The sequence below is a fragment of the Dactylosporangium sp. NPDC000521 genome (assembly GCF_042898305.1).
GTDB lineage: Bacteria > Actinomycetota > Actinomycetes > Mycobacteriales > Micromonosporaceae > Dactylosporangium.
This window is the reverse complement of sequence record NZ_JBIAYW010000001.1, coordinates 145,471-166,935: the sequence shown is the minus strand read 5'-3', so window position 1 is coordinate 166,935 and position 21,465 is coordinate 145,471. Positions and strand designations below refer to the sequence as shown.

The following is a 21,465-nucleotide window of genomic DNA, read 5'->3' as shown; positions in this document are numbered from 1 at the left end:
GTGACCGGCGACGAGCGCACGGCACGGCCGGACCGGTGGCGGCGGGCACTCGGCCCGCTGGGCGCGCTGTGGGTGGCGGGCGGGCTCGTCGCGGTCGCGCCGGGGCACGATCCGCGCCGCCTGGCGTTCGACCCGGGTCCCGGCTGGACCGGCCCGGTCCTCGCCACCGCCGCGCTGATGCTGGCGTGGACCGCGGCCGGCCTGCTGACGCCGCTGCTCGCGCCCGCCGTCGAGGGCATCTGGCTCGGCCGCTGGCCGGTCGGCGGCGGGCCGCTCACCGCGCACCGCCGCGCCCGCTGGGACCGCGCCGACCAGCGGGTCCGCGACATCGATCCCGGCGGCCCGGACGGACCCGAGGCGGTCGCCGACGCGATGCGCCGGCGGGCCGCGATAGCGCTCGCCCGGCCGTGCCGTCCCACCTGGATGGGCGACCGCTGGAGCGCGATCGAGCAGCGGATCGGCACCGCGTACGGGCTGGACGTCGTGACCGTCTGGCCGCGGCTGTGGCTGGCGCTGCCGGAGCCCGCCCGGGCCGAGCTGCGCGCCGCCAAGTCCGGCTGGGACCGCAGCGCCGAGCTCGCGGCGTGGGCCGTGCCGTTCGGCGCCCTCGGCGCCGCGTGGTGGCCGTTCCTCGGCGTCGCGGCCGTGCTGGCCGTGGCCGGCTGGCACCGCGGCCGGGCCGCCGTCGCCTACCGGGCCGACCTGGTGGAGTCGGCGTTCGACCTGCATGCCGCCCGGCTGCCGCGGCTCCTCGTGGGCCTCGACCCGGTCGTCGGCCTCGACATCACCGCTCACCTGCGCAAAGGCACCTGACCGCACGACGGCCCCTGTACGGGCCTGTCCGGGTCCCGTCCGGACCGCACCGTCCCGCTTCCGCCACCACCTCCGCCACCGCTTCCATGCGGGTGTCCACGGCCAGCCCGACCGGCCGGTCAACCCAGCAGGAGGCGAGCGTGCGAGTCTGCGTCATCGGATCCGGAATCTCCGGCCTGAGCTGTGCGTTTCACCTCACCGAACACGAAGGCGTCGAGGTGACCGTCCTCGAGCGCGACGACGTCTTCGGCGGCCGCGCCAACACCGACGCCGACGGCGAGCACTGCCCCCGCATCTTCCTCGACGACTACCACGCCCTTTTCGACACCCTGCGCCGCATCCCCGGCCCGGACGGCCTGAGCGTCCACGCGCACCTGCGCCGGTTGCGCCGCTTCAGTTACGCCCACGCGCGCGGCTGGATCGAGGTCTCCCACCTGTACCAGGTGTTCGCCAAGGAGGTCCCGCTCGGGCAGCGGCTGCGGATGATCCGGCTGCGGCCGAGGACCCCGCTGGTCGCCGAACTGTACCCGGGCGCCAACGCGAATCGGTACGGGCCGCTGCGGAACTTCTCCCGGTTCGCGTTGCTGCGCATGGCGACGAGCCTCCTGCGCTCGCGGACCGCGTTCGCCTTCGACGGGCCGACCCAGCACCATCTGGTGGACCCGTGGGTGCGGCACCTGACCGGCCGGGGCGTCAAGCTGCGCAACCGCACGACGGTGACCGCCCTGACGCCGCTGCCGGACGGGATCGCGGTCAGCTACGACGCCCGCAGCGGTCCGGGCAAAGGGACAGGCACCGAGCGCTTCGACGCGGTCGTCGTCGCCGCCTTCGTCCCGGATGTGCTCCCGCTGCTGAGGGCGTCGCGCCTGCCGTCCGCGGTGCGACCGCTCAGCCACACCCACTGTAAGGCGTTCACCGTCGAGCTCGACCCGGCCGAGCCCGCCCTCGCTGTGACCGGCCCGGCAATGTACTGCCGCGACGGCATCAACATCGTGCTCCAGTCCAGCCACCAGCGGTGCCTGGTGCTGGTGACCAGGGCGGCCAGCAGCGCCGACGACTTCGTGCTCGGCAAGGTCCGGGAGTACCTCGGGCTGCGGTACCCGTTGCGCAGCGTGCGTGTCCGCACGAACCAGCTGGCGCGGGAGGCCGTCTGGTCCGCCACCTACCTGCGCCCGGAGACGATGCTGACGCAAACCGTGCCAGGACTGTTCTTCGCCGGCTCGTACCTGCGCAACAGCTACCCCGTCGACTCCGGCGAGGGCGCGGCCCGGGTGGCCTTGGACACCTGCCGCCGCGTCCGCGCCGCCTACGGGCTGACGACCGCCCCGCCCAGCAGGGTCGGGTGAGCCGGATGCCGTCCATGTCCGGTCGCCGCCGCATCGCGGTGGTGGGTGCCGGGGTGTCCGGGCTCACCGCCGCCTACCTGTTGCAACGCGTCGCGGACGTCACCCTGTACGAGGCCGACGACCGGCTCGGCGGCCACGCGCACACGCACGACGTCGTCACCGCCGACGGGACGCTGCCCGTGGACTCCGGCTTCATCGTCCACAACGAGCACACGTACCCACTCCTCGGTCGCCTCTTCGCCGAGCTCGGCGTCGCGACTCAGCCCGCGGCGATGAGCATGTCGGTGCGGTGCGGCGGTTGCGGGCTCGAGTACGCCGGATCCCGCGGACCGCTCGGGCTCACACCGCCGCGGGGGCACCGGCTCGACGGGCGCTACCTGTCGATGCTGGCGCAGGTGCCGGTGTTCTACCGGCGGGCGCGGCGGCTGCTCGCCGACACCACGAGGACGGGCGCGCCGGAGCCGACACTCGGGGAGTTCCTGGCCGGCACGCGGCACACGCGGTTCTTCACCGAACACTTCGTCGCGCCTCTCGTGTCCGCGGTGTGGAGCTGCGGACCGCAGGCGGCGGCCGACTACCCGGCCCGGTACCTCTTCGCGTTCCTGGCCAATCACACCATGCTCCAGGTCCGCCGGTCGCCCGGCTGGCGGACCGTGACGGGAGGGTCGCGCACCTACGTGCGGGCCGTCGCCGCGAAGCTCGGCGCGGTCCGCGCGGGCGTCGCGGTCCGGGCCGTGCACCGCCACACCGACGGGGTGACCGTCCGGGACGCTGCCGACGACACCCGCGACTTCGACGGGGTCGTCATGGCCACGCACGCCGACCAGGCGCTGCGCGTGCTGGACCGGCCGCGCATGCGGGAGCGGGTGCTGCTGGGCGAGTTCAGCTACGCCACCAACGAGGCGGTGCTGCACACCGACGGGTCGGTCCTGCCGGTCCGCGCCGCGCTGCGGGCCGGCTGGAACTACACCCAGCCGGCCTGCCGCCCGGAGACCGGCGGCGTGCGCATCAGCTACAGCATGAACCTGCTGCAGTCGCTGCCGACCACAACGCCGGTGGTCGTCACCCTCAACGGCGGCGACACCGTCGCGCCCGACCGGGTCGTCGCCCGGATGCGGTACCGGCACCCGATCTACACGCGGCGGGCGGTCGAGGCGCAGCGGCACCTGCCGGACCTCAACCGGGGCGTGGTCGCCTTCGCCGGCGCGTATCACGGCTGGGGCTTCCACGAGGACGGGTGCCGTGCCGGGGCCGCGGCGGCGGCGCACTGGGGTGCCCGGTGGTGACCGGCGCCGACCTCTACCTGTGCCAGGTGCGCCACCAGCGGCTGGCCCCGGTCCGCTACGGCTTCCGGCACCGGACCTACCTGTGGCTGGTCGACCTCGACGACCTGCCGGCCCTGCCGTGGTGGCTGCGCCGGCTCGCCGAGTTCCGCACCGAGGACCACGCCGGCACCGGCGGCACGATCCGCGCCGGGGTCGAGGAGTACCTGGCATCTCACGGCATCGAGCTGCGCGGCGGGCGGATCCGCATGCTGGCACACGCCCGCGTCTTCGGGCACGTCTTCAACCCACTGACGCTCTACTGGTGCGACCACGCGGACGGCACACCGGCGGGTGTCGTCGCCGAGGTCCACAACACGTACGGCGGGCGGCACCGCTATCTGCTGCGCCCCGACGGGCGGCCGCGGGCCAAGGTGGACAAGGACTTCCCCGTGTCGCCGTTCTTCCCCGTCGACGGCTCGTACCGCATCCGGGTCCCGGCGCCCGGCGAGCGGCTCGCCGTCGGCGTCACGCTCCACCGGGAGGGCGGCACCGTGTTCGTCGCGAGCCTCACCGGCCGGCGACGGCAGGCGACGACCGGCGCGCTGCTGCGCCTCGCCGCCCGCCATCCGCTGGTGACACTCGCGGTGAGCGCCGGCATCCGCTTCCACGGTGTCCGCCTGTACCTACGTGGCCTGCCGGTCCACCCGCACCAGCCCCAACCCGCCGCCTCGCACTACCGCGCATCCCGAACCCACGAGGAGAAACCATGAACGTCCGACAGGCCCGGCCGCTCGCTCCGGAAACCGCCGCGTGGTGGCGGCCGCCGCAGACGATCCCCCGGGCACCGGTACGGGCCCGCCTCACCAGGCTGACGGTCGCGCCGATGGCACGGCGGCTCGGCGTGCGGGTCGCGCTGCCAGGCGGGCGGGTCGTCGGCAGCACCGACCCGGCCGCGCCGCTCATGCGCCTGCACCGGCCGGAGGCGTTGTACCACCGCTTCGGCGCGCTCGGGCCGATCGGGTTCGCCGAGTCGTTTCAGGCCGGCGAGTGGGACGCCGACAACCTGACCGCGCTGCTCAGCGCGGTGGCCCGGCACCTGACCGCGATCGCCCCGAGGCCCCTGCTGTGGCTGACCCGCTTCCAGGCCGACCGGCGCCGGTCCCCCGACGACCGCAACACGCCACCGGCCGCGGTGCGCCACACCCGCCACCACTACGACCTCTCCGACGAGCTGTTCGCCTTGTTCCTCGACGAGACCATGACCTACTCCGCGGCGATCTTCACGACCGACGAGGACGGCCGGCCACACGCCGACGAGTCGCTGCTCGCCGTCGCGCAGCACCGCAAGATCGACCGGCTCCTCGACCTGGCCGGGGTCGGGCCCGGCACCCGGGTGCTGGAGACCGGGACCGGCTGGGGCGCCCTCGCGGTCGCCGCCGCCCGTCGCGGCGCCGACGTACACACCGTCACGCTGTCGGTCAACCAGCACGAGGCCGCCAGGCAGCGGGCCGCCGCGGCCGGCGTCGCGCACCGGGTCAAAATCGAGCTGTGCGACTACCGCGCCATCCGGCCGGAGCACCCCGACGGGTACGACGCGATCGTCAGCGCCGAGATGCTCGAAGGGGTCGGCCACGAGTACTGGCCGGACTACTTCACCACGCTGGACCGGCTCCTCGCACCCGGCGGCCGGATCGCGCTGCAGACCATCACCATGCGGCACGAGGACATGCTGTCGACCCGCGCGAAGGACACCTGGATCCGCAGATACATCTTCCCCGGTGGCGTCATCCCATCGGTACGGGCGATCGAGGACACCTGTCGCGAACACACTCGGCTGCGCGTTCACCGGGTCGCCGCGTTCGGCCCGCACTACGCGGCCACATTGCGCCTGTGGCGGCAGCGCTTCGACCGGCGCGCCGATGAGGTCGCGGCGCTCGGCCTGGACGCGGCGTTCCGGCGGACCTGGCGCCTGTACCTCGCGTATTCCGAGGCCGGGTTCGCCAGCGGGCACCTGGACGTGGAGCACCTCCTGCTGGACCGTGCGTCATGACCGCGCTGCCCACGGCGGCCGGGAGCCGGGCAGGCGTCGCCGACCGCCTTCTCGGCCTGGTCCACGCCGCGACCGGGGAGCCGGCAGCGGTGCGGCTGCGGGCCTGGGACGGCAGCGAGGCGGGCCCCGCGGACGGCCCGGTCCTGGTGCTCCGCGACAGGGCGCTGGTGCGCCGCCTGCTCTGGCACCCCGGCGAGCTCGGTCTCGCGCAGGCGTACGTCGCCGGTGAGATCGACGTCGACGGTGACCTGGATGAGGCGCTGCGCCGCCTGCGGGAGATGCTCGCCCGGCTGCGCCGCGCGCCCCGCCGCACCCGGGTCCGGGTCGCGCTGGGCGGCGCCGCAATGGTCCTCCGCCTGGGCCTTGCCGGAGGCCGTCCGCCGGCGCCGGCGGTGCAGGCGACCCTGACCGGCAGCCGGCACAGCAGGCGCCGGGACCAGGCGGTGATCGCGTTCCACTACGACCTGTCCAACGACTTCTACGAGCTGGTACTCGACCCGTCGATGGCCTATTCATGCGCCTGGTGGCCCGATGCGGGTGACGCTGCGAACACCCACGCGATCGGCGGCGGCCAGGATCTCGCCGGGGCTCAGGTGGCGAAGCTCGACCTGATCTGCCGCAAGCTGGACCTGCGGCCGGGCGCGCGGCTGCTCGACGTCGGCTGTGGATGGGGCGCCCTCGCCTGCCACGCCGCGCGAAACCACGGTGCCCGCGTCACCGCGGTCACCATCTCACGGCAGCAGCACGCGTTCGTGTCCGCGCGGATCGCCGCCGCCGGCCTGACCGACCTCGTCGAGTTGCGGCTCCAGGACCACCGTGACCTGGCCGGCGGCGGCTACGACGCCGTCGCCGCGATCGAGATGGGCGAGCACGTCGGCGCGGACGAATACCCGGCGTTCGCGGCCCGCCTCCACCACCTCCTGCGGCCGGGCGGGCGGCTGCTGGTGCAGCAGATGTCGCGGGGACGCCACCGGCCGGGCGGCGGCGCCTTCATCGAGGCCTACATCGCCCCCGACATGCACATGCGCCCGGTCGGCGCGACGATCGCACTGCTGGAAGCGGCCGGTCTCGAGGTCCGCGGCATGCAAGCGATGCGCGAGCACTACGCCCGCACGATCCGGCACTGGGCCGCGAACCTGGAGCGCCACTGGCCGGCGGCCGTCGACCTCGTCGGCGTGCAACGGGCCCGGGTGTGGCGACTCTACCTCGCCGGCGGAGCCCGTGCCTTCGAGGAGGGCCGGATGGGCGTCGACCAGATCCTCGCCGTGCGGCCTGCCGCGGCCGCGGAGACGGACCCACGGTCATGAGCGAGCTGGAGTTTCCGCCGTGGCCGGAGCACCCCGGCATGGGCAGCTGGATCCCGACCGGGATGCTCTCCGACATGGTTGCCAAGCTGCCCGGCGTCGCCGACGCCGAGGGCTGGCTGCGGGCCGTGCCCGATCCGCACGAGCCTTTTCCCGCGGTGCAGTTGCAGCTGGTTTGGCTCGCCGACGGGCACATCCACTTCGCGACCGTGTCGGGCTTCACGGTCGCGACCGCATCACCGGACCGCGCCGCGCCGCGCCTCGTCGGCTACCGCTACACGTCCCTGGACCAGCTGATCGCCGCCGCCGCCGACTGGGCCGCGGACATCTGGCCGCCGCATGCCGGGGAACGCACGTGAACGCACTGCTGGAGCAGACCCCCGCCCTTGCCGGCGTCGTCGTTGGCGCGCTGCTGTCCTTTGTGTTGTCGGCCTTCGCGGAGCGGACCCGGTGGCGCCGTGACGAGGCCGTCCGCTGGGACGCCGAGCGCATGCGCGTCTACGCGGACTACGGGCTCGCCGTGCGCGACATGTACCGCGTCGTGCTGAGCGTCGCGTCCCACCACGGCTACGGCGACCACCCGGCCCAGCCGGACCGGCCGCCGGACGCCGGCGCCGCGCTGGCGGCCGCCGAGGCGCAGCGGGCGGCCAGGTTCGAGGCGGTCCTCCTGCTCGGCAATCCAGCCACCGTCGCCGCTGCCCGCCGCTGGCACCAGGCGGTCTGGCACCTGGAGTGCTTCGCTCGCGGCCGCCTCACCGACCCCGCCGGTTGGCCGCCGGCCAGACGCGAGTTCGGCCTCGCCAGAGCCGAGTACTACCGGGCCGCCCGCCACGACCTCGGCATCACCGGCGCCCTTCCCAGCACCGTCATCCCGGCCTGGCAGCAGTCGCTGCGCCAGGGCCGGGCCGGACAGTGACCCCGGTTGAGCCGGTGTGCGAGATACGCCGCGCTGAACGACGAGCCGCCGGGCCTGACCGACAAGGGCACGGCGGAGCCCTTCATCCTGAACAGCGACACCACGTACACCGGCCGTCTGGCGGCCTGCCATCGCCGGGGCACCCGCTGGACCACGGCCGGCCTGGCCCGGCCCGCGCCGCGCGTCGCAAGTCAGGCGTTGCGGGCGATTGTGCCCGGCGCTGGATGGGTACCGGCCAACAATGTGCGGAATTGTCGGGTGGGTCGCGTACAACCGGAATCTTGTCCATGAGCAGTCGGCGCTCCGGGCCATGACGGCCACCGCCGCGCTCCGCGGACCCGATGCCGAAGGGCTTTGGCTCGATCAGCACTGCGGCTTCGGCCATCGCCGGCTGGCCGTGATCGACCTGGCGGGCGGCGTCCAGCCCATGCTCGCCGAAGAGGACCGGCAGCCGGCCGTCGCCCTCACCTACAGCGGGGAGGTCTACAACTACCGGGAGCTGCGCGCGGAGCTGCGCGCGCTCGGACACGACTTCCGGACCGACTCCGACACCGAGGTCGTGCTCCACGCCTACCTCGAGTGGGGCGAGGATTTCGCCGAACGGCTCAACGGCATGTACGCATTCGGGGTGTGGGACGGCCGCCAGCAGCGCCTGTTGCTGGTCCGGGACCGGATGGGGGTGAAGCCGCTGTGCTTCCATCCGACGCCGGACGGGGTGCTCTTCGCCTCGGAGCCGAAGAGCATTCTGGCCCATCCGGACGTGGCGGCCGAGGTGGACCTTGACGGGCTGCGGGAGCTGCTGGCGCTGGTGAAGACGCCTGGGCATGGCGTCTATCGCGGGGTGCACGAGGTCCGGCCGGGCCACGTTGTTGTCGTCGACCGGGACGGGACTCGGACGCGCCGCTACTGGGGGCTGTCGGCGCGGCCACATCCGGACGACCTCGACACGACCGTACACACCGTGCGAGACCTGCTGGAAGACATCATTCGTCGGCAGTTGATAGCGGATGTACCGCTGTGCACCCTGCTGTCCGGTGGGCTCGACTCATCGGCGGTCACCGCGCTCGCCGCTCTCGGACTGCGGGAACAGGGGCTCGGGCCGGTGCGCTCGTTCGCGGTCGACTTCGTCGGGCAGACTGAGCACTTCCACCCGGACGCGATGCGGCCGGAGCCGGACACGCCCTACGTCCACGAGGTCGCGAAGCACGTCGGCTCCCAGCACGCCGACATCGTGTTGAACAGCGGCGAGTTGACGGATTCGTTGTACCGCACGGAGGTCTTGGTCGCCAACGACATCCCGACCGGCCTCGGCGACCTGTACACCTCCTTGTTCTTGCTCTTCCGCGCGGTGCGGGAGCACTCGACCGTCGCGTTGTCCGGCGAGTCGGCGGACGAGGTGTTCGGCGGGTATCGCTGGTTCCACGACCCCACCGCGGTCAACGCCAACGGGTTCCCCTGGCTGACCGCGCTGCCGGATCGACCGGGCAGCACACAGGGGCTGTTCGTCCCGGAGTTGGAGCGCGCGCTGGATCTGCACGGGTACCGGGACGCCGCCTACCGGCAGGCCCTGGCCGAGGTCGATCACCTGCCCGACGAGTCGCCGGCCGAGCACCGGATGCGCGAGATCTCCTACCTGCACCTGACCCGGTTCCTGCAGATCCTGCTGGACCGCAAGGACCGGATGAGCATGGCGCACGGGCTGGAGGTCCGAGTGCCATACTGCGACCACCGGCTGGTGGAGTACGTCTACAACACGCCGTGGTCGATGAAGGCATTCGACGGCCGGGAGAAGAGCGTGCTGCGCGCCGCCGTCGCCGACCTGCTGCCCGAGTCGGTGCTGCGCCGGCGGAAGAGCCCGTACCCGTCGACGCAGGATCCGGTGTACGAACGGACGTTGCGCCAGTCGCTGCTCGATGTCGTCGACGACCCGCAGGCACCGATCGCGGAGCTGATCAACCCGCCGCGAGTCCGGGAGACGCTGGCCGCTCCGCTGGAGGAGAGCGGGTTCGGAATGAGCCGGCGCTCGGTCGAGCTGCTGCTCGGCCTCAACCTGTGGCTGCGCCGCTACCCGGTCCGGCTGGCGCTCACCTGATCGAGGCATGACAAATTCGGCAATACTCCCGCGGTACCAGCGCACCGGCGACGTCGTCCATCAGCACGCCACCGCCCTCGCCCCGTGAGCAGCAACGCCTTCGTGCTGGCCTGCCGCCCCACGCATGACGCCGCGATCACCGCTCCGGTCGACGGGCAAGATGCCGCTCTGCCGATTCAGACCCGACCTGCGCACGCCATGACGCACGGACGGTACGAGCGCCCGAATGGTCACCGCCGGGCTGAACTGTGGCTGCTGATCGGCGCCCTGCCGGGCAGCGCGTACGCCGCCGCGGGGGTCGCGGCCGCGGCGGGCGTGCTGCTCACCGTGCTCGCCACGCTCGTGCCGATCCGCACGCTGCGCCGCCTGCCGACCACCCGGCTGCTGGCCGAGCAGCGACCGCGCCGACGGCCGCCGGGTACAACTCGTCATCGGTCCGCGAACGGGTCCCAGTGCTCGGCGGCGTGCGTCAATGACCGAGCGAGTGCTGGATGGCTCGCTGCCCACACGGTGTCGAACAGGAACCACTGCTGATACCCGAACGTCTCGTCGTAGTGCAGCGCGAACTGCGCCAGGTGATCGCCGACGCGCAGCAGCGAAGTCTTCGGGCCACTGCGGGCGAGCAACCGCATCGCCTGGGCGTGCGCGTCCGCGTGCTCGGCCGGCAGGTCCGGCGGCGTTCCGTCGAGATGAAATTCAGGCCACCGGTTGCAGCGCTGCAGCGCCGAGTCGATCGCCACGTCGTCAGGCGCCACGAGCGCCCTCAGGACCAGCAGCTCGTCCGGCCAGTCCGGATGCATCCGCGGGTCCGCGAAGCGTAGGTGGCTGGCTGCCCGTGGCAGCCCGGCGTGGGCCAGCACCGCAGGCTTCACCCCGTCCAGGAACTCCCGGTCGAAGGAGCTGATGAACACCGCGTACGTGTGGACCACGTCTGGGTGCACCGACTCGTCGACGTCCGCCGGCAACGGCCAGGCCTCGTGCACAAGGTACGCCAGCCGGTCCTGCGCGGCGGCGACGATCTCATCATCGAAGAAGTAGTAGGCGAGGTCGGTCTCGTCGTCGTCGGTCCGGACCCGCAGACTGTGCTCGTCGAGACGGATGAAATCCGCTGCGTCGCCCTCGACGTAGAGGTGCTCGTGCAGCAGCGCCCGCAGCTCGTCCGTCGTGCCCGGACACGGCAGGCCGTGATCATGTACCGCCTCGAAGATCGTGCCGAAGCCGTACACCAGGCCCAATTCGGCCTTGATCCATTCGCGTGGTTCAGGGCGGTTCCAGACCCGCTGGAACCAGCCGAGCACCGTCGAGTCGGGCAACCGGACCACACGCTTGCTCAACGGACCGTCGTAGCCGGAGCGATGAACGAAGTACACGGCGGCGACGGTACGGCATCACTGCCGCACCGCACGGCGCCGTCCGGACAACGGATCTCCTACGCCCACGCCGATGCACGACGGCGTCCAGACGACCGTCCCGTTGCCGACGGCGTCGTCACGCGCTGCGGTGTGTTCAGAGGAGGACTTCGAGGCTCCCCACGACGTGTCCGTGGCGGTCGGCGGCCTCGATGGCGAGCTGGGTGGCGGCGGGCGGCACGGACGGTTCGTAGTGGCGGTGGACGCGCCAGTCGGTGCCGCTGCCGCCTGAGCTGCCGCCCGTCGTCCGGTAGGTGGTCCCGACGTCGTCGCGGACGCGGATGTCGACGTCGAACAGGCGGTGGCCGCGGGGCATCGGTGGGCTCAGGACGCCCTCGCCGCTGTGGCCGGTTGCTCGCGCGGCGGCCCACTCCTGCAACTTCGCGTCCTGCTCGCGGCGGTGCTGCTCGGCCTCGGCGGTCGGGATGCCGGCGATGAACAGGTCGATCCGGGTCGGCCACAGCTCGACGCTGGTCAGGACGAGCGGCATGCCGTCGGCCGTGGCGAGCGGCTCGGCGACGGCGAACACGCGGGGCAGCCCCGCGGCCGGTGGTGGCACCAGGCGCGGCGTGCGCGGCGGCTGGACGTCGAAGCCGGCGCGGCGTTCGGCGGCCTGCACCGCCGCGGCGAGACGCGCCAGGGCATCGGCGTGGGCAGCGTCGTCGAGGACGTCGCAGGCGTGCAGCGCGGCGAGTTGCCCGCGGATCAGGTCAGCGTCGGCACTGTACGCCAGGGAGTCACGTCCCAGCGCCGGAGTGAACACGGCGGCGAGCCACTGCGCAGCATCCATGCCGTCGAGTCTGCCGCACCGCATGACAGATACCGTGGACGCGTGACGACAGCGAACCTGCTGCGAGTCCACGACCGCATCGTGACCATGGACCATGGGCAGTTCTGCCTCGTCGGCATCCCAGGCGGGTCCGGCGACTACATGACCTACCTCGAGGCCGCCCTCATCGAAGGTATCGCCGGCGACGACCACGCCGTCGTCGTGTGCCCACCGCATCAGAACAACTTCGAGATGCCGCTGCGAGTCGAACTGTGGAGTGGCCCGCCGGCCGACGACCAGGCGGCATGGCAGGAAGTCTTCCGGTGCTGCCTGACCGTCGGCGAGGACGGCATGTACTACCAGTCATCCGCCGCCGAGGAGGTCACCTTCGACGTGCCGGGCGGCACCTACACCATGTCGATCTGCGGCCGTGGCTTCGTCAACCGCGGATGGCCCGGAACAACCACACCGGGCGACCTGTGGCGCATCCAGATGTGGCGTTCGATCGCGATGTCACCGCCGGCCAGGGTGAAAGCCTGGCAGCCAGAAGCCCGCTGAGTCGTCGCGCTCTGTCGCGCGACCAACGGGGACAGCACGAGCATTCCCCGGGCACCGGCAACGGCCCATGCGGCGGTTGTGCGACCCGGCGGGTCCTGACGTCGTCAGTGGCCCGGGATGAAGGTGACCTGCTCGACACGCATCTTCGCCCACTCCGCGACCTTCTGCGCCGACAGCAGCATCGCGTCCGCCGACACGACGTCGAGCTGGTCCTCGCCCGTGCTGAGCACGAGTTCCGCCCCGGTCGAGGTGCGCAGTGTCAGGCCGAGGACGTCCTCGTACGTCACGGTGCCGATGTGGGCCGACACCTGCGTGACGGTGGCCGGGAACGCCGACGGCGGAGGCCCCTCCGGCATGGCCGCGACCTCCAGCCACTCGCCCGGCTCGCGGTCGTCGGTCGGCCACAGGGCCGTCAGGTCGGAGCCGGAGGCGCAATCCAGGCCATCCGAGCTGTACCGGATCAAGATGTACGTGCTCTGCCCGGTCACCAGAACGACGGTGTTGGGCATCTCGATCGCCCCGTCGGCGGTCGTCATGGCGACCCGGCCGATCCTGCTGATCGTCACCGGGGCGACCCGGTCCGCGAGGGACCGCACGACGTCAACCGCCTGCATCAGTGGTTCCTTCCGCCTTCCATGGCGCGTTGGAGGTCGCTCGGCCGCGACTTTCCCGCAGCGCGGTGATGAACTGTCCGTCGCTCGTCCGGATCAGGATCGCCGCGCGCGGTCCAGATCGCGTCCGGACAGATTTTGTATTGCCCGACGCCGGTGCGGTCGAGATCACGGACGATGTCCTCAATGTAGGCGCGCAGCGCCGCCTGCGTCTCCGGCCTGCCGGGACTGCGGGGATGCACCTCGACCTGCCCCTGTCCAGCCGAGCCGTGCACAACCTGATCATCTACACCGCCGAACCCGGCACCGCGTCCGAAGACCGACTCAAACTCCTCGCCGGCTGGTCAGCCACTCGGTGAGGACAGCGGCCTGGCTGTGGTCGACGTCGTGGGTGGCGGTCAGCAGCGTCACCTTGTCGTGGTCGGCGATGTCCCGGAGATGCTCCGCGGCCTGCCGCCGCTCGGGCTCGCGCAGTTCGTTGAGGTAGCGGCGGCGGAACTCGTCGAAACGGCTGGGCTCGTGGCCGTACCAGCGGCGCAGCTCGGTGGAGGGGGCGACGTCACGCAGCCACTCGTCCAGATGCGCGTCCGCCTTGCGCATCCCCCGCGGCCAGACGCGATCCACGAGCACCCGCTTGCCGTCGTCCGGCGAGGACTCCTCGTAGACCCGGCGGTACATGATGTCCTTGGCCATGGCGGTACTCCCCTGCTGAGCGCAGTCGAATGAGCCGGTGGACGTCGTCCTCCCATCATGCGCCGGCGCGACCGGGATCGTCTCGCAACCGCCGCACTCGATGCGCGGCAACCCGTCAGCACTGGGGCGTCGCCGCACCCGCCGTCGAGCATTGCACGGTCCGCGAACGTCCTCGCGGCGCGGTGGATTCACCGATCGGGTTCGCGGCGGGAAGGGATGACCTTCCAGGCGATGACGGCGGAGACGAGGAGCAGCAGCGCAGCGATGATCGAGGTGAGCTGCATGCTGTGCGCGAACGCGTCCCGCGCGTCGGCGAGGATCTGGGCGTGCGGCCCGTCTCCGGTCAGGACGTGGGCGCCGGCAGCAAGTGACTCGGTCACGGCTTGGCGGGCCGGGTCGGGCAGGCCGCTCAGGTCCGGCAGGCCGTTGCGGTAGAAGGCGGTGTGCAGGGTGCCGAGCAGGGCGATGCCCAGCGCCACACCGAGTTCATAGGACACTTCGGAGATCGCCGAGGCGGCTCCGGCCCGTTCGCTGGGCACCGAGCTGAGAACGGCGTCGGTGGCCGCGGTGTACGTGAGTTCGACGCCGAGGCCGATCACCACCAGGCCCACTGCCAGGCCGGTGTAGCCTCGGGACCCCTCGGCCACCGCGAGCAGGCCGAAACCGGCCGCGGTGAACAGCAAGGACGCGGCCAGCACGTGCCCGACACCGAAGCGGGTGATGATGCGTGCGGCCACGACGACCACCACGATGGCCGCGACGGTGCCGGGGAGTTCCCGGAGTCCGGCCTGCAGCGGCGAGTAGCCGCGGACGAGTTGCAGGTACTGGGAGAAGAAGAACAGCAGGCCGCTGAAGGCGAACACGGCGACCGTCGACGCGAGCACGGTGCCGGTGAAGGCCCGTCTCGAGAACAGCGTGACGTCGACCAGCGGCATCCGCAGGGTGCGCTGGCGGCGCAGGAAGACGACCGCGGCGACGATGCTGGACGCGGCCGCCAGCACGCCGGCGGCGTCGATGCCGGTGCCGGACGCGTGCTTGACCGCCCACACCAGCGGCACGATCGCGGCGACCGAGAGCGCCGCGCTGGCCAGGTCGAACCGTCCCGGGTCGGGGTTGCGCGATTCGGGCACCACCAGCGCGACGCTGACGAGGACGAGCAGCATGATCGGCAGGTTGATGACGAAGACCGACCCCCACCAGAAGTACTCGAGGAGGGCGCCGCCGACCAGCGGGCCCAGCGCCGCGCCGCCGGCCGCGCCGGCCGACCACACCGCGACCGCGCGGGTGCGCTGCTTCGGATCGGTGAACATGTTGCGCACGATCGACAGCGTTGACGGCATGATGGTGGATCCCGCGACACCGAGCACTACGCGGGCGGCGATCAGCCAGCCCGCGGTGGGCGCGAACGCGGCCAGCAGCGACGCGGCGCCGAAGCCGGCGGCGCCGATGAGCAGCAGCCGCTTGCGCCCGATCCGGTCGGCGAGCGTGCCCATGCTGATGAGCAGGCCGGACAGCGCGAAGGAGTAGACGTCGCCGATCCACAGCACCTGCGTCGCGGTCGGCGCCAGGTCTGCGGTGAGTGCGGGCAGCGCCAGCGCCAGTACGGTCGCGTCCACCGCCAGCAGCGTCACCGCGAGGGAGAGTGCGGCCAGGGCAGCCCACTGCCGGGTGCCGGCCTTCGCGATCGCCGGCGCCTCGACTGGACCTTGCATGCGGCTCGCCATGCGTCCAAGCTACCGACCATATGGTCGGCAGTGCAAACCATATGGTCGGTTCGTACACTGTGAGGTCAGGCGCACGCGGACGTCGCCGGGAAGCGCCATATCGGGAGGTGCGGGGTGCAGGGTCGGGAGCGGGACACCATCAGGACGCGCAGAGCGATCCTGGACGCCGCCACGACGGTCGTCGGCAAGCGCGGCCAGGGGGCCAGCGTCGACGCGATCGCCCAGGCGGCCGGGGTCTCCAAGGGCGGGCTCCTGCACCACTTCAAGTCACGCGACCAGCTGCTGCTCGCCCTGGCCGAAGACCTCGCCGAGCAGTGGTGGGCTGCCGTGCGCGCGGCTGTCGACCCCCGCGACAACGCGCCGGGACGGCTGGTGCGCGGCTACATCAACGCCACGTTCGACGACCTGCTCGACGGCTCCGCAGCCTCCGAACACGCCGTGCTCGTCGCCACCCTCGCCACCGCACCCGGGGTCGCCGAGGTACTGCAGCGGGACACGCGCCAGTGGGCGGAGGCGTTCGAGGCCGACGGGCTCCATCCCCAGCGGGTCCTGATGATCGTGCGGGCAGCCGATGGCACAGCCGTCGCCGGCCTGTTCGAGGGCGGCACCAACCAGCAGGAGCTGCAGGCGTCCCGGCAGCTCCTGCTCGCGCTCAGCCGGCAGGACGGTCCGCTCATCGAGCCCTGAGGCTTGGAGCCCACGGCGAGCTTGCCCACCTGACAAGCGGACCGGCGAGACATCGCCCTCCGGGCCAGTGGTAAGTCGCGAAGCGGTGGGTACCGGGAGCCGAAACCCTTGGACAGCGGACGGAGGCACAAGCGCATGTCGGATCTGATCGTGATCGGGTACGACAACCCGGAGAACGCTCGACAGGCGTACGAGCAGGTGCAGCGCCTGCAGCAGGATTTCGTCGTCGACCTACGCGGACTCGCCATCGTCGACGTCGACGCCAACGGTAAGACTCACGTCGACACACCTCAGCGGATCATCGGTACGTCCGCGGCCGGCGGTGCCCTATTCGGCCTCCTGCTCGGCCTCCTGTTCTTCGTCCCGGGCATGGTGCTGCTGGGTGGCGCGATCGGCGCGCTGATGGGCAGACTCAACAAATCTGGCATCAACGCCGAGTTCCGCAACCGCGTGGAGCACCTGCTCGAGCCCGGCCACTCCGCCGTGGTGATCATGGCCTTGAAGATCACCGAGGACAGGTTCGCAAACGCCATGCGGCCCTTCAACGGCGTCATCCTCAAGACCTCACTGTCCGAGAGCGATGAGAAGGAGCTCGCCGAGGAACTTGCTGCCGCGTAGGTGATGCGGACTGCCGGTTCATCCCTTGGCCTGGGGCGGCGGGCCGGCACGCGCCGCCGCGCGGACTCCGGTCCCCTGCTCCGGTCCGGGTTCCCTTCCGCGTTCCTGGTGCTGGTCGCTGTGGTCAGCATGCTCTGTCCGCGACGCCGGCTCCAGGGCTTGCGTGATGGAGACACAATGCGACTCGAATCCAAGGCGAGGAGGTCGCGCGGTGAGTGCTCAGGACTACCTGTCAGCGGTGGTGTTCGGTGCGGTTATCGGTGTCGTCGCGCGGATCCTGCTGCCGGGACGCCAACCGATCGGCTTGATCCTGACCGTGCTGATCGGGATGGGTGCCGCTGTTGCCGGCACGTGGGCCGCTGACCGGTGGGACATCAGCAGCGACAAGGTCCTCGTGGTGGCCGGTCACCGGTACGACTGGCTGGTCCTTGGTGTACAGGTGGGTATCGCCGTGATCGGCGTCGCCGTCGCTGCGCTGCTGGCCCGTGCATTCTCCTCGGACGATGACTGACTCTGTGCCACTGGCCCCGGGTCGCCTACGACGTCGGTGATGAGCGGTCCCTGCTCGTGGGCCCGACTCAGCGCGTCTGCGGCCACCTGTCCGGCTGTTCCCCGCGCCGGTACCGCGCGACCTCACCCGCCTTCGGTCACCGCGCCGCGGCCGTCCGTGCCGTCGCCGGCCGCCGACGGTACGACCAGGACCGGCAGGTAGGCGTGGTGCAGCGCGGCCATGGCGACGCTGCCGAGCAGGACCTCCCGTATCGCCGATCGTCCTCGTGAACCGAGGACCAGCAGCCCCGCCGTCCGGCTGCGGGCGCATCCGGCCAGCGCCGAGGCCACCGAGCGGCCGTGCGCGCCGCGGCCCCCCGGCAGGCGCACCCGTTCCACCTCGACACCGACCGGCGGCGGCGGACCGGCCGCCTCGTCCGGGATCCGGCCCTCATCGACGCTCGCCATCAGCAGCCGGCGGGCCGGGAACAGCCGCGCCGCGGTCGCCAGCGCCACGTCGGCGCCGGCCGAGCCGTCGTAGCCGACCACCACCGGCCCGGCGGCGAGGGCCGAGAACTCCTCCAGCAGCATCGGGTGCGGGACCACCAGCACCGGCCGGGACGTGTAGTGCACAACCATGTCGGACACGCTGCCCAGCAGCGCCTGAGCGCCGCCGAGCCCGCGCGATCCGACCAGCACGAGGTCCGCGTCGACCTTCTCGGCGAGCTCGGTGAACTGCAGCCCTTCCCCGCCGCAACTGCGCACGGTGACCGCTTCCGCCTCCCAGCCGGCGGCCCGGGCGAGGGTGACCCCGATGGCCGCCGTCCGATCAGCCTCCCGTCGGCCCTCCCGCTCGACCGCCTCGACGAACTCGTCCATGTGGCCGACGCCGGTCCACAGCCGGTCCCGCAGGCTCACACTGGCGAACGGCGGCGTCCACATGTGCGCGACCCAGGTGTGGGCGCGCGGGAACAGCTGGGCGCCGACCTCGATCGCGGCGCTCGCCATCGGTGAACCGTCGTACCCGAGGACAATCTTGGTCGGCATCGTCGCCTCCTTCTCGTGCGGCGCTCGTCCGCAACTGCCCGCCGCGGCGCCGCACATGCCTGCCACGCACGGCGAGGTTTCACCTGCGCCCGGCGGGAAAGCAGCACCGATGCGGCCCCGCGCCCCCGCGTCGGCGGGTCGCATACCGGCTTCCAGAAAGGAGTCGAACCGTCATGTCGCTCGCACCGTTCTCCTTCCGGCAGCGCTATGCCGGTGGGCGGCCGATGTCGCGGTACCGGTGGGAAACGCGCCGGGAGCTCGACGACATCTCCGCCCGGTACAACCAGCTCATGAACGAGTTCTTCGGCGGACCCCCGGCGCCGACCGGTACCAGCGCCTGGTCGAGCCTGGCGCCGGTCGACATCGAGGAGACCGACGACGCCTACATCGTCGACGTCGACCTGCCCAATGTCGACCCGAAGAACGTGGACATCGAGATGCGCGGCGAGGAGCTGCGCATCAGCGGCACGTTCGAACAGCGGAGGCGGGACGGCATCATGCGCCGTCAGGACCGCCAGGCCGGCGAGTTCGAGTACCAGGTGGAGCTGCCCGGCGACATCGCCCCCGACCAGGTGAACGCCACCTACCGGCAGGGCGTGCTCACCATCACCGTCAGCAAGGCCGAGGAGTCCGCACCGCACAAGATCGAGATCCACACGGAGGAGGAGCGCAACGGCTGAAGGCCCGCGACTCCGCCGGCGCAAGCGTCCCCGGCCGGCCGGGGACGCTTGCGCCGGCCTTCCGCGACGGGGCGGCCCGCGCCCTAGCTCGCCGGACTGCTGACCGTCGCCGTGTCACTGGTGTGGGTCGGCGTCATGTCGGCGCTGCCCGCGTCGAACCGGCCCTGGACCGATGGGCCGGTCGACAACTCGATCGTCCTGGTCGTCGTCGACCTGCCCGCCCCGCGGCAGTTCACGAAGGCACGGTTCGCCGACCCGCGGTCCGAGGTCGCGGAACAGGCGGCACGGTGTTACGTCCGGGTGAATTCGAAGGGCTGTGGCAGATCCGCGACACTGCCATGGCCCAGCGGGCTGTCATCATCCGGGGCATGGTGCGCTGGACGGTATGGCTGACACGTGCCGGGCTCGCCGTACTGCTCCTCGCGTCGCTGCTGCTCGCACCGCGGGCTGAGGCCCAAGCCGCCCATCTGCAGCTCGGGCATCCCGCCGTGCACTCGGCAACGGCTGGACACGACCATCACGGTGCGGCCGGCGAGCATTCCCACGAACACCACCACACCGTGCTGCACACCGTGGGCACGTCGGCGTATCCGCAGCAGCCGAAGCTGATCAGCGGCACCGTGGCCTTCACCACGGTGCCTGCCGGCGTCATCGCCGAGCCCGCACCGCACACCGTCCCGGACCGGGACACCGGAAAACCTCGGCAATCGCACCTCCAGGTATGGCGGATCTAGGTCGGCACGACGCACGCGACGTGTCCTGACCAATTCCATTCACCTGGAGCTTCCATATGTCCGCAACCGCCGACCGGCGGCCGATGCACCATGCCTCTGACACTGACCAGCACGCTCCGGACGTCCGTCCCCCAGGTCGCCGGCTCGCCCATGGCACCCTCGCCGACCTGTGGAACGGCCGCGACAACGGCATCGGCGCCATCCGGCTCGGCCTCGCGATCTCCGTCGTCCTCGCCCACGCCACCTCGCTCGGCTTCGGCTGGGAGGACCTTGGCCAGAGCCTGTTCCAGGACCAGACCAACGTCGGCACCCTCGCCGTGTTCGGCTTCTTCGTCTTGTCCGGCCTGCTCATCACCCGCTCCGCGCAGCACACGAGCGTCGGGCGGTTCGCCTGGCACCGCGCGCTGCGCATCCTGCCCGGCCTCTGGGTGTGCCTGCTCATCACCGCCTTCGTCGCCGCACCCGTCGTCGCGCTGCACCAGCGGGGCACCCTCACCGGGTTCTGGGACGGGCCGAAAGGGCCGCTGCAGTACGTCACTGGCAACTGGTTCACCGGAGTCCGCCAGTACGGCATCCAGGACCTCCTCGCCGACACCCCATGGGGACGGGAGATCGGCGGCAACAGCGTGTTCAACGGCGCGCTGTGGTCGCTGGTCTACGAGACGGCCTGCTACGCCGCCGTCGCCGTCCTCGCCGTCACGGCGGTGCTGCGCCGGGTACGGTGGCTCGTGCCGGTCATCGCCGTCATCCTGTACGGCTGCATCCTCGCCGACCAGATCCGCGGCTGGACCCTGGAGGGGCCACCCGCCGAACATTACGGGTTCATCGTTCCGCCGCTGGTCGGCGACGTCTTCGCGCAGTGGCTCATCTACCTCGGCGCGCTGTTCCTCACCGGGGCCACCATCGAGCTGTACCGCGACCGCGTCCCCATCCACGACGGGCTCGCCCTCGCCTGCCTCGTCATCCTGGCCGGGTCCTTGCTGCTCGGCGGGTTCTTCGTCGCCGGCTTCCCCACCCTCGCGTACCTGCTGGTGTGGGCCGCAGTCCGCGCGCCGCGGCGACTGCGCCGAATCGGCGCCACCAACGACTACTCGTATGGCATCTACATCTACGGCTTCCTCGTCCAGCAGCTGCTGGCCACGTTCGGCGGCAACCGCTGGGGCTACCTGCCATACACCGCGCTGAGCCTGCTGATCACCGCCGTCGTCGCGTACGCGTCGTGGCACCTCGTCGAGCGCCGCGCCCTGGCCCTCAAGGACCGGCGCCGCCGGTGACGGGTCAGTCGTGCTCGGGCGCGCCAGTCAGCTGATGATCAGCCGCATGGAACACCTCGGTCACGAGCCGGCGGACGTGACCACCCGCGGCCCGGTACAGCACCCGGCGGCCGTCCCGCCGGGTGTTGACCAGGCCCGCGAGGAGCAGCTTCGCGAGGTGCTGCGACACGGCCGGCCGGGCAGCGCCGACTGTGGCCGTCAGCGTGCTGACGTCCTGCTCCCCGTCCCGCAACGCCCACAGCAGCCGCAGGCGGGTCGGGTCGGCGAGCATCCGCAACGCCGTCACGGCCACGTCGACCTGCGCGTCGGTCGGTGACTCGCCGCCTGTCACCACGTCGTCGAGTGCGTACATAAGCACTCATAGTACGGCGGACTGCCCGCGCTTC

General features: G+C 71.8%; 24 protein-coding genes. 16 read left to right on the top strand and 8 right to left on the bottom strand.

Translation table 11 applies throughout. The features are described 5' to 3' along the window. The 9 genes from ACFY3L_RS00835 to asnB all read left to right on the top strand — a co-directional run bounded on the left by ACFY3L_RS00835 (nt 1) and on the right by asnB (nt 9,786). The gene (locus ACFY3L_RS00835) at nt 1–813 is read left to right on the top strand and encodes a hypothetical protein (RefSeq protein WP_389317012.1); all 813 of its coding nucleotides are present in this window, start codon (nt 1–3) and stop codon (nt 811–813) included. Between the two features lie 86 nt (nt 814–899). Beyond that, nucleotides 900–2,159, top strand: a complete 1,260-nt coding sequence (locus ACFY3L_RS00830; protein WP_389317009.1) for an FAD-dependent oxidoreductase — start codon at nt 900–902, stop codon at nt 2,157–2,159. Between the two features lie 5 nt (nt 2,160–2,164). Next, nucleotides 2,165–3,445, top strand: coding sequence for an NAD(P)/FAD-dependent oxidoreductase (locus tag ACFY3L_RS00825; protein ID WP_389317005.1), 1,281 nt, complete (start codon nt 2,165–2,167; stop codon nt 3,443–3,445). Then, nucleotides 3,442–4,194: a DUF1365 domain-containing protein gene (locus ACFY3L_RS00820; protein ID WP_389317002.1), complete on the top strand. Its 753-nt coding sequence runs from the start codon at nt 3,442–3,444 to the stop codon at nt 4,192–4,194. The genes ACFY3L_RS00825 and ACFY3L_RS00820 overlap by 4 nt, the downstream gene beginning before the upstream one ends. Then, nucleotides 4,191–5,474, top strand: a complete 1,284-nt coding sequence (locus ACFY3L_RS00815; protein ID WP_389317000.1) for a class I SAM-dependent methyltransferase — start codon at nt 4,191–4,193, stop codon at nt 5,472–5,474. Before ACFY3L_RS00820 ends, ACFY3L_RS00815 begins: the two co-directional genes overlap by 4 nt. Continuing rightward, a complete protein-coding gene (locus tag ACFY3L_RS00810) occupies nt 5,471–6,781 on the top strand; it encodes a class I SAM-dependent methyltransferase (RefSeq protein ID WP_389316997.1) in 1,311 nt (436 codons plus the stop codon). Before ACFY3L_RS00815 ends, ACFY3L_RS00810 begins: the two co-directional genes overlap by 4 nt. Beyond that, nucleotides 6,778–7,137 carry a hypothetical protein gene (locus ACFY3L_RS00805; RefSeq protein WP_389316994.1) on the top strand — a complete coding sequence of 120 codons (360 nt, stop codon included), beginning with the start codon at nt 6,778–6,780 and terminating at the stop codon, nt 7,135–7,137. Before ACFY3L_RS00810 ends, ACFY3L_RS00805 begins: the two co-directional genes overlap by 4 nt. Next, nucleotides 7,134–7,694, top strand: coding sequence for a hypothetical protein (locus tag ACFY3L_RS00800; RefSeq protein WP_389316991.1), 561 nt, complete (start codon nt 7,134–7,136; stop codon nt 7,692–7,694). The genes ACFY3L_RS00805 and ACFY3L_RS00800 overlap by 4 nt, the downstream gene beginning before the upstream one ends. 241 nt (nt 7,695–7,935) lie before the next feature. Continuing rightward, nucleotides 7,936–9,786, top strand: coding sequence for an asparagine synthase (glutamine-hydrolyzing) (gene asnB / locus ACFY3L_RS00795; RefSeq protein ID WP_389316988.1), 1,851 nt, complete (start codon nt 7,936–7,938; stop codon nt 9,784–9,786). Between the two features lie 428 nt (nt 9,787–10,214). On the opposite strand, the gene ACFY3L_RS00790 is transcribed toward asnB, so the two are convergent. Both ACFY3L_RS00790 and ACFY3L_RS00785 read right to left on the bottom strand, forming a co-directional pair. Further along, on the bottom strand, nt 10,215–11,156 hold the full coding sequence (locus tag ACFY3L_RS00790) for a hypothetical protein (RefSeq protein ID WP_389316985.1): 942 nt from the start codon (nt 11,154–11,156) through the stop codon (nt 10,215–10,217). 136 nt (nt 11,157–11,292) lie between these two features. Then, nucleotides 11,293–11,985, bottom strand: a complete 693-nt coding sequence (locus ACFY3L_RS00785) for a hypothetical protein (RefSeq protein ID WP_389316983.1) — start codon at nt 11,983–11,985, stop codon at nt 11,293–11,295. A 42-nt stretch (nt 11,986–12,027) separates the two neighbouring features. Between ACFY3L_RS00785 and ACFY3L_RS00780 the strand changes: the two genes are divergently transcribed. Continuing rightward, nucleotides 12,028–12,522, top strand: coding sequence for a hypothetical protein (locus ACFY3L_RS00780; protein ID WP_389316980.1), 495 nt, complete (start codon nt 12,028–12,030; stop codon nt 12,520–12,522). 104 nt (nt 12,523–12,626) lie between these two features. On the opposite strand, the gene ACFY3L_RS00775 is transcribed toward ACFY3L_RS00780, so the two are convergent. The 4 genes from ACFY3L_RS00775 to ACFY3L_RS00760 all read right to left on the bottom strand — a co-directional run bounded on the left by ACFY3L_RS00775 (nt 12,627) and on the right by ACFY3L_RS00760 (nt 15,550). Continuing rightward, nucleotides 12,627–13,136 carry a hypothetical protein gene (locus ACFY3L_RS00775; protein WP_389316977.1) on the bottom strand — a complete coding sequence of 170 codons (510 nt, stop codon included), beginning with the start codon at nt 13,134–13,136 and terminating at the stop codon, nt 12,627–12,629. Then, on the bottom strand, nt 13,136–13,408 hold the full coding sequence (locus ACFY3L_RS00770) for a hypothetical protein (protein WP_389316974.1): 273 nt from the start codon (nt 13,406–13,408) through the stop codon (nt 13,136–13,138). The genes ACFY3L_RS00775 and ACFY3L_RS00770 overlap by 1 nt, the downstream gene beginning before the upstream one ends. Nucleotides 13,409–13,457: 49 nt before the next feature. Continuing rightward, nucleotides 13,458–13,826 (bottom strand): DUF488 domain-containing protein, encoded by a 369-nt coding sequence (locus ACFY3L_RS00765; RefSeq protein WP_389316971.1) that lies wholly within the window; start codon nt 13,824–13,826, stop codon nt 13,458–13,460. A 188-nt stretch (nt 13,827–14,014) separates the two neighbouring features. Continuing rightward, nucleotides 14,015–15,550, bottom strand: a complete 1,536-nt coding sequence (locus tag ACFY3L_RS00760) for an MFS transporter (RefSeq protein ID WP_389316968.1) — start codon at nt 15,548–15,550, stop codon at nt 14,015–14,017. A 114-nt stretch (nt 15,551–15,664) separates the two neighbouring features. Between ACFY3L_RS00760 and ACFY3L_RS00755 the strand changes: the two genes are divergently transcribed. From ACFY3L_RS00755 to ACFY3L_RS00745, 3 genes are all read left to right on the top strand, one after another. After that, nucleotides 15,665–16,237 (top strand): TetR/AcrR family transcriptional regulator, encoded by a 573-nt coding sequence (locus ACFY3L_RS00755; protein ID WP_389316965.1) that lies wholly within the window; start codon nt 15,665–15,667, stop codon nt 16,235–16,237. A 135-nt stretch (nt 16,238–16,372) separates the two neighbouring features. Then, nucleotides 16,373–16,855 carry a DUF1269 domain-containing protein gene (locus ACFY3L_RS00750; RefSeq protein WP_389316962.1) on the top strand — a complete coding sequence of 161 codons (483 nt, stop codon included), beginning with the start codon at nt 16,373–16,375 and terminating at the stop codon, nt 16,853–16,855. 211 nt (nt 16,856–17,066) lie between these two features. Further along, nucleotides 17,067–17,366 (top strand): GlsB/YeaQ/YmgE family stress response membrane protein, encoded by a 300-nt coding sequence (locus ACFY3L_RS00745; RefSeq protein ID WP_389316959.1) that lies wholly within the window; start codon nt 17,067–17,069, stop codon nt 17,364–17,366. Between the two features lie 122 nt (nt 17,367–17,488). Here ACFY3L_RS00745 and ACFY3L_RS00740 read toward each other — a convergent pair whose 3' ends face one another. Then, nucleotides 17,489–18,391 carry a universal stress protein gene (locus ACFY3L_RS00740; protein WP_389316957.1) on the bottom strand — a complete coding sequence of 301 codons (903 nt, stop codon included), beginning with the start codon at nt 18,389–18,391 and terminating at the stop codon, nt 17,489–17,491. 173 nt (nt 18,392–18,564) lie between these two features. Here ACFY3L_RS00740 and ACFY3L_RS00735 point away from each other — a divergent pair, with 173 nt between their 5' ends. The 3 genes from ACFY3L_RS00735 (at nt 18,565) to ACFY3L_RS00725 (ending at nt 21,079) form a co-directional block, all read left to right on the top strand. After that, complete coding sequence (locus tag ACFY3L_RS00735; protein WP_389316954.1) at nt 18,565–19,071, top strand: Hsp20/alpha crystallin family protein; 507 nt, start codon at nt 18,565–18,567, stop codon at nt 19,069–19,071. A 368-nt stretch (nt 19,072–19,439) separates the two neighbouring features. Then, nucleotides 19,440–19,805, top strand: a complete 366-nt coding sequence (locus ACFY3L_RS00730) for a hypothetical protein (protein ID WP_389316951.1) — start codon at nt 19,440–19,442, stop codon at nt 19,803–19,805. Nucleotides 19,806–19,861: 56 nt separating this feature from the next. Continuing rightward, on the top strand, nt 19,862–21,079 hold the full coding sequence (locus tag ACFY3L_RS00725; protein ID WP_389316948.1) for an acyltransferase family protein: 1,218 nt from the start codon (nt 19,862–19,864) through the stop codon (nt 21,077–21,079). A 4-nt stretch (nt 21,080–21,083) separates the two neighbouring features. On the opposite strand, the gene ACFY3L_RS00720 is transcribed toward ACFY3L_RS00725, so the two are convergent. Continuing rightward, the gene (locus ACFY3L_RS00720; protein ID WP_389316945.1) at nt 21,084–21,431 is read right to left on the bottom strand and encodes an ArsR/SmtB family transcription factor; all 348 of its coding nucleotides are present in this window, start codon (nt 21,429–21,431) and stop codon (nt 21,084–21,086) included. Nucleotides 21,432–21,465 lie beyond the last annotated feature (34 nt).

What these genes read in the sequence shown, in the direction of transcription:
- ACFY3L_RS00735 (WP_389316954.1), top strand. Translation starts at nt 18,565, where the DNA reads ATGTCGCTCGCACCGTTCTCCTTCCGGCAGCGCTATGCCGGTGGGCGG.
- ACFY3L_RS00775 (WP_389316977.1), bottom strand. Translation starts at nt 13,136, where the DNA reads ATGCAGGCGGTTGACGTCGTGCGGTCCCTCGCGGACCGGGTCGCCCCG.
- ACFY3L_RS00815 (WP_389317000.1), top strand. Translation starts at nt 4,191, where the DNA reads ATGAACGTCCGACAGGCCCGGCCGCTCGCTCCGGAAACCGCCGCGTGG.
- ACFY3L_RS00805 (WP_389316994.1), top strand. Translation starts at nt 6,778, where the DNA reads ATGAGCGAGCTGGAGTTTCCGCCGTGGCCGGAGCACCCCGGCATGGGC.
- ACFY3L_RS00720 (WP_389316945.1), bottom strand. Translation starts at nt 21,431, where the DNA reads ATGTACGCACTCGACGACGTGGTGACAGGCGGCGAGTCACCGACCGAC.
- ACFY3L_RS00825 (WP_389317005.1), top strand. Translation starts at nt 2,165, where the DNA reads ATGCCGTCCATGTCCGGTCGCCGCCGCATCGCGGTGGTGGGTGCCGGG.
- ACFY3L_RS00810 (WP_389316997.1), top strand. Translation starts at nt 5,471, where the DNA reads ATGACCGCGCTGCCCACGGCGGCCGGGAGCCGGGCAGGCGTCGCCGAC.
- ACFY3L_RS00730 (WP_389316951.1), top strand. Translation starts at nt 19,440, where the DNA reads ATGGTGCGCTGGACGGTATGGCTGACACGTGCCGGGCTCGCCGTACTG.
- ACFY3L_RS00750 (WP_389316962.1), top strand. Translation starts at nt 16,373, where the DNA reads ATGTCGGATCTGATCGTGATCGGGTACGACAACCCGGAGAACGCTCGA.
- ACFY3L_RS00760 (WP_389316968.1), bottom strand. Translation starts at nt 15,550, where the DNA reads ATGGCGAGCCGCATGCAAGGTCCAGTCGAGGCGCCGGCGATCGCGAAG.
- ACFY3L_RS00830 (WP_389317009.1), top strand. Translation starts at nt 900, where the DNA reads ATGCGGGTGTCCACGGCCAGCCCGACCGGCCGGTCAACCCAGCAGGAG.
- asnB (WP_389316988.1), top strand. Translation starts at nt 7,936, where the DNA reads ATGTGCGGAATTGTCGGGTGGGTCGCGTACAACCGGAATCTTGTCCAT.
- ACFY3L_RS00765 (WP_389316971.1), bottom strand. Translation starts at nt 13,826, where the DNA reads ATGGCCAAGGACATCATGTACCGCCGGGTCTACGAGGAGTCCTCGCCG.
- ACFY3L_RS00740 (WP_389316957.1), bottom strand. Translation starts at nt 18,391, where the DNA reads ATGCCGACCAAGATTGTCCTCGGGTACGACGGTTCACCGATGGCGAGC.
- ACFY3L_RS00725 (WP_389316948.1), top strand. Translation starts at nt 19,862, where the DNA reads ATGTCCGCAACCGCCGACCGGCGGCCGATGCACCATGCCTCTGACACT.
- ACFY3L_RS00785 (WP_389316983.1), bottom strand. Translation starts at nt 11,985, where the DNA reads ATGGATGCTGCGCAGTGGCTCGCCGCCGTGTTCACTCCGGCGCTGGGA.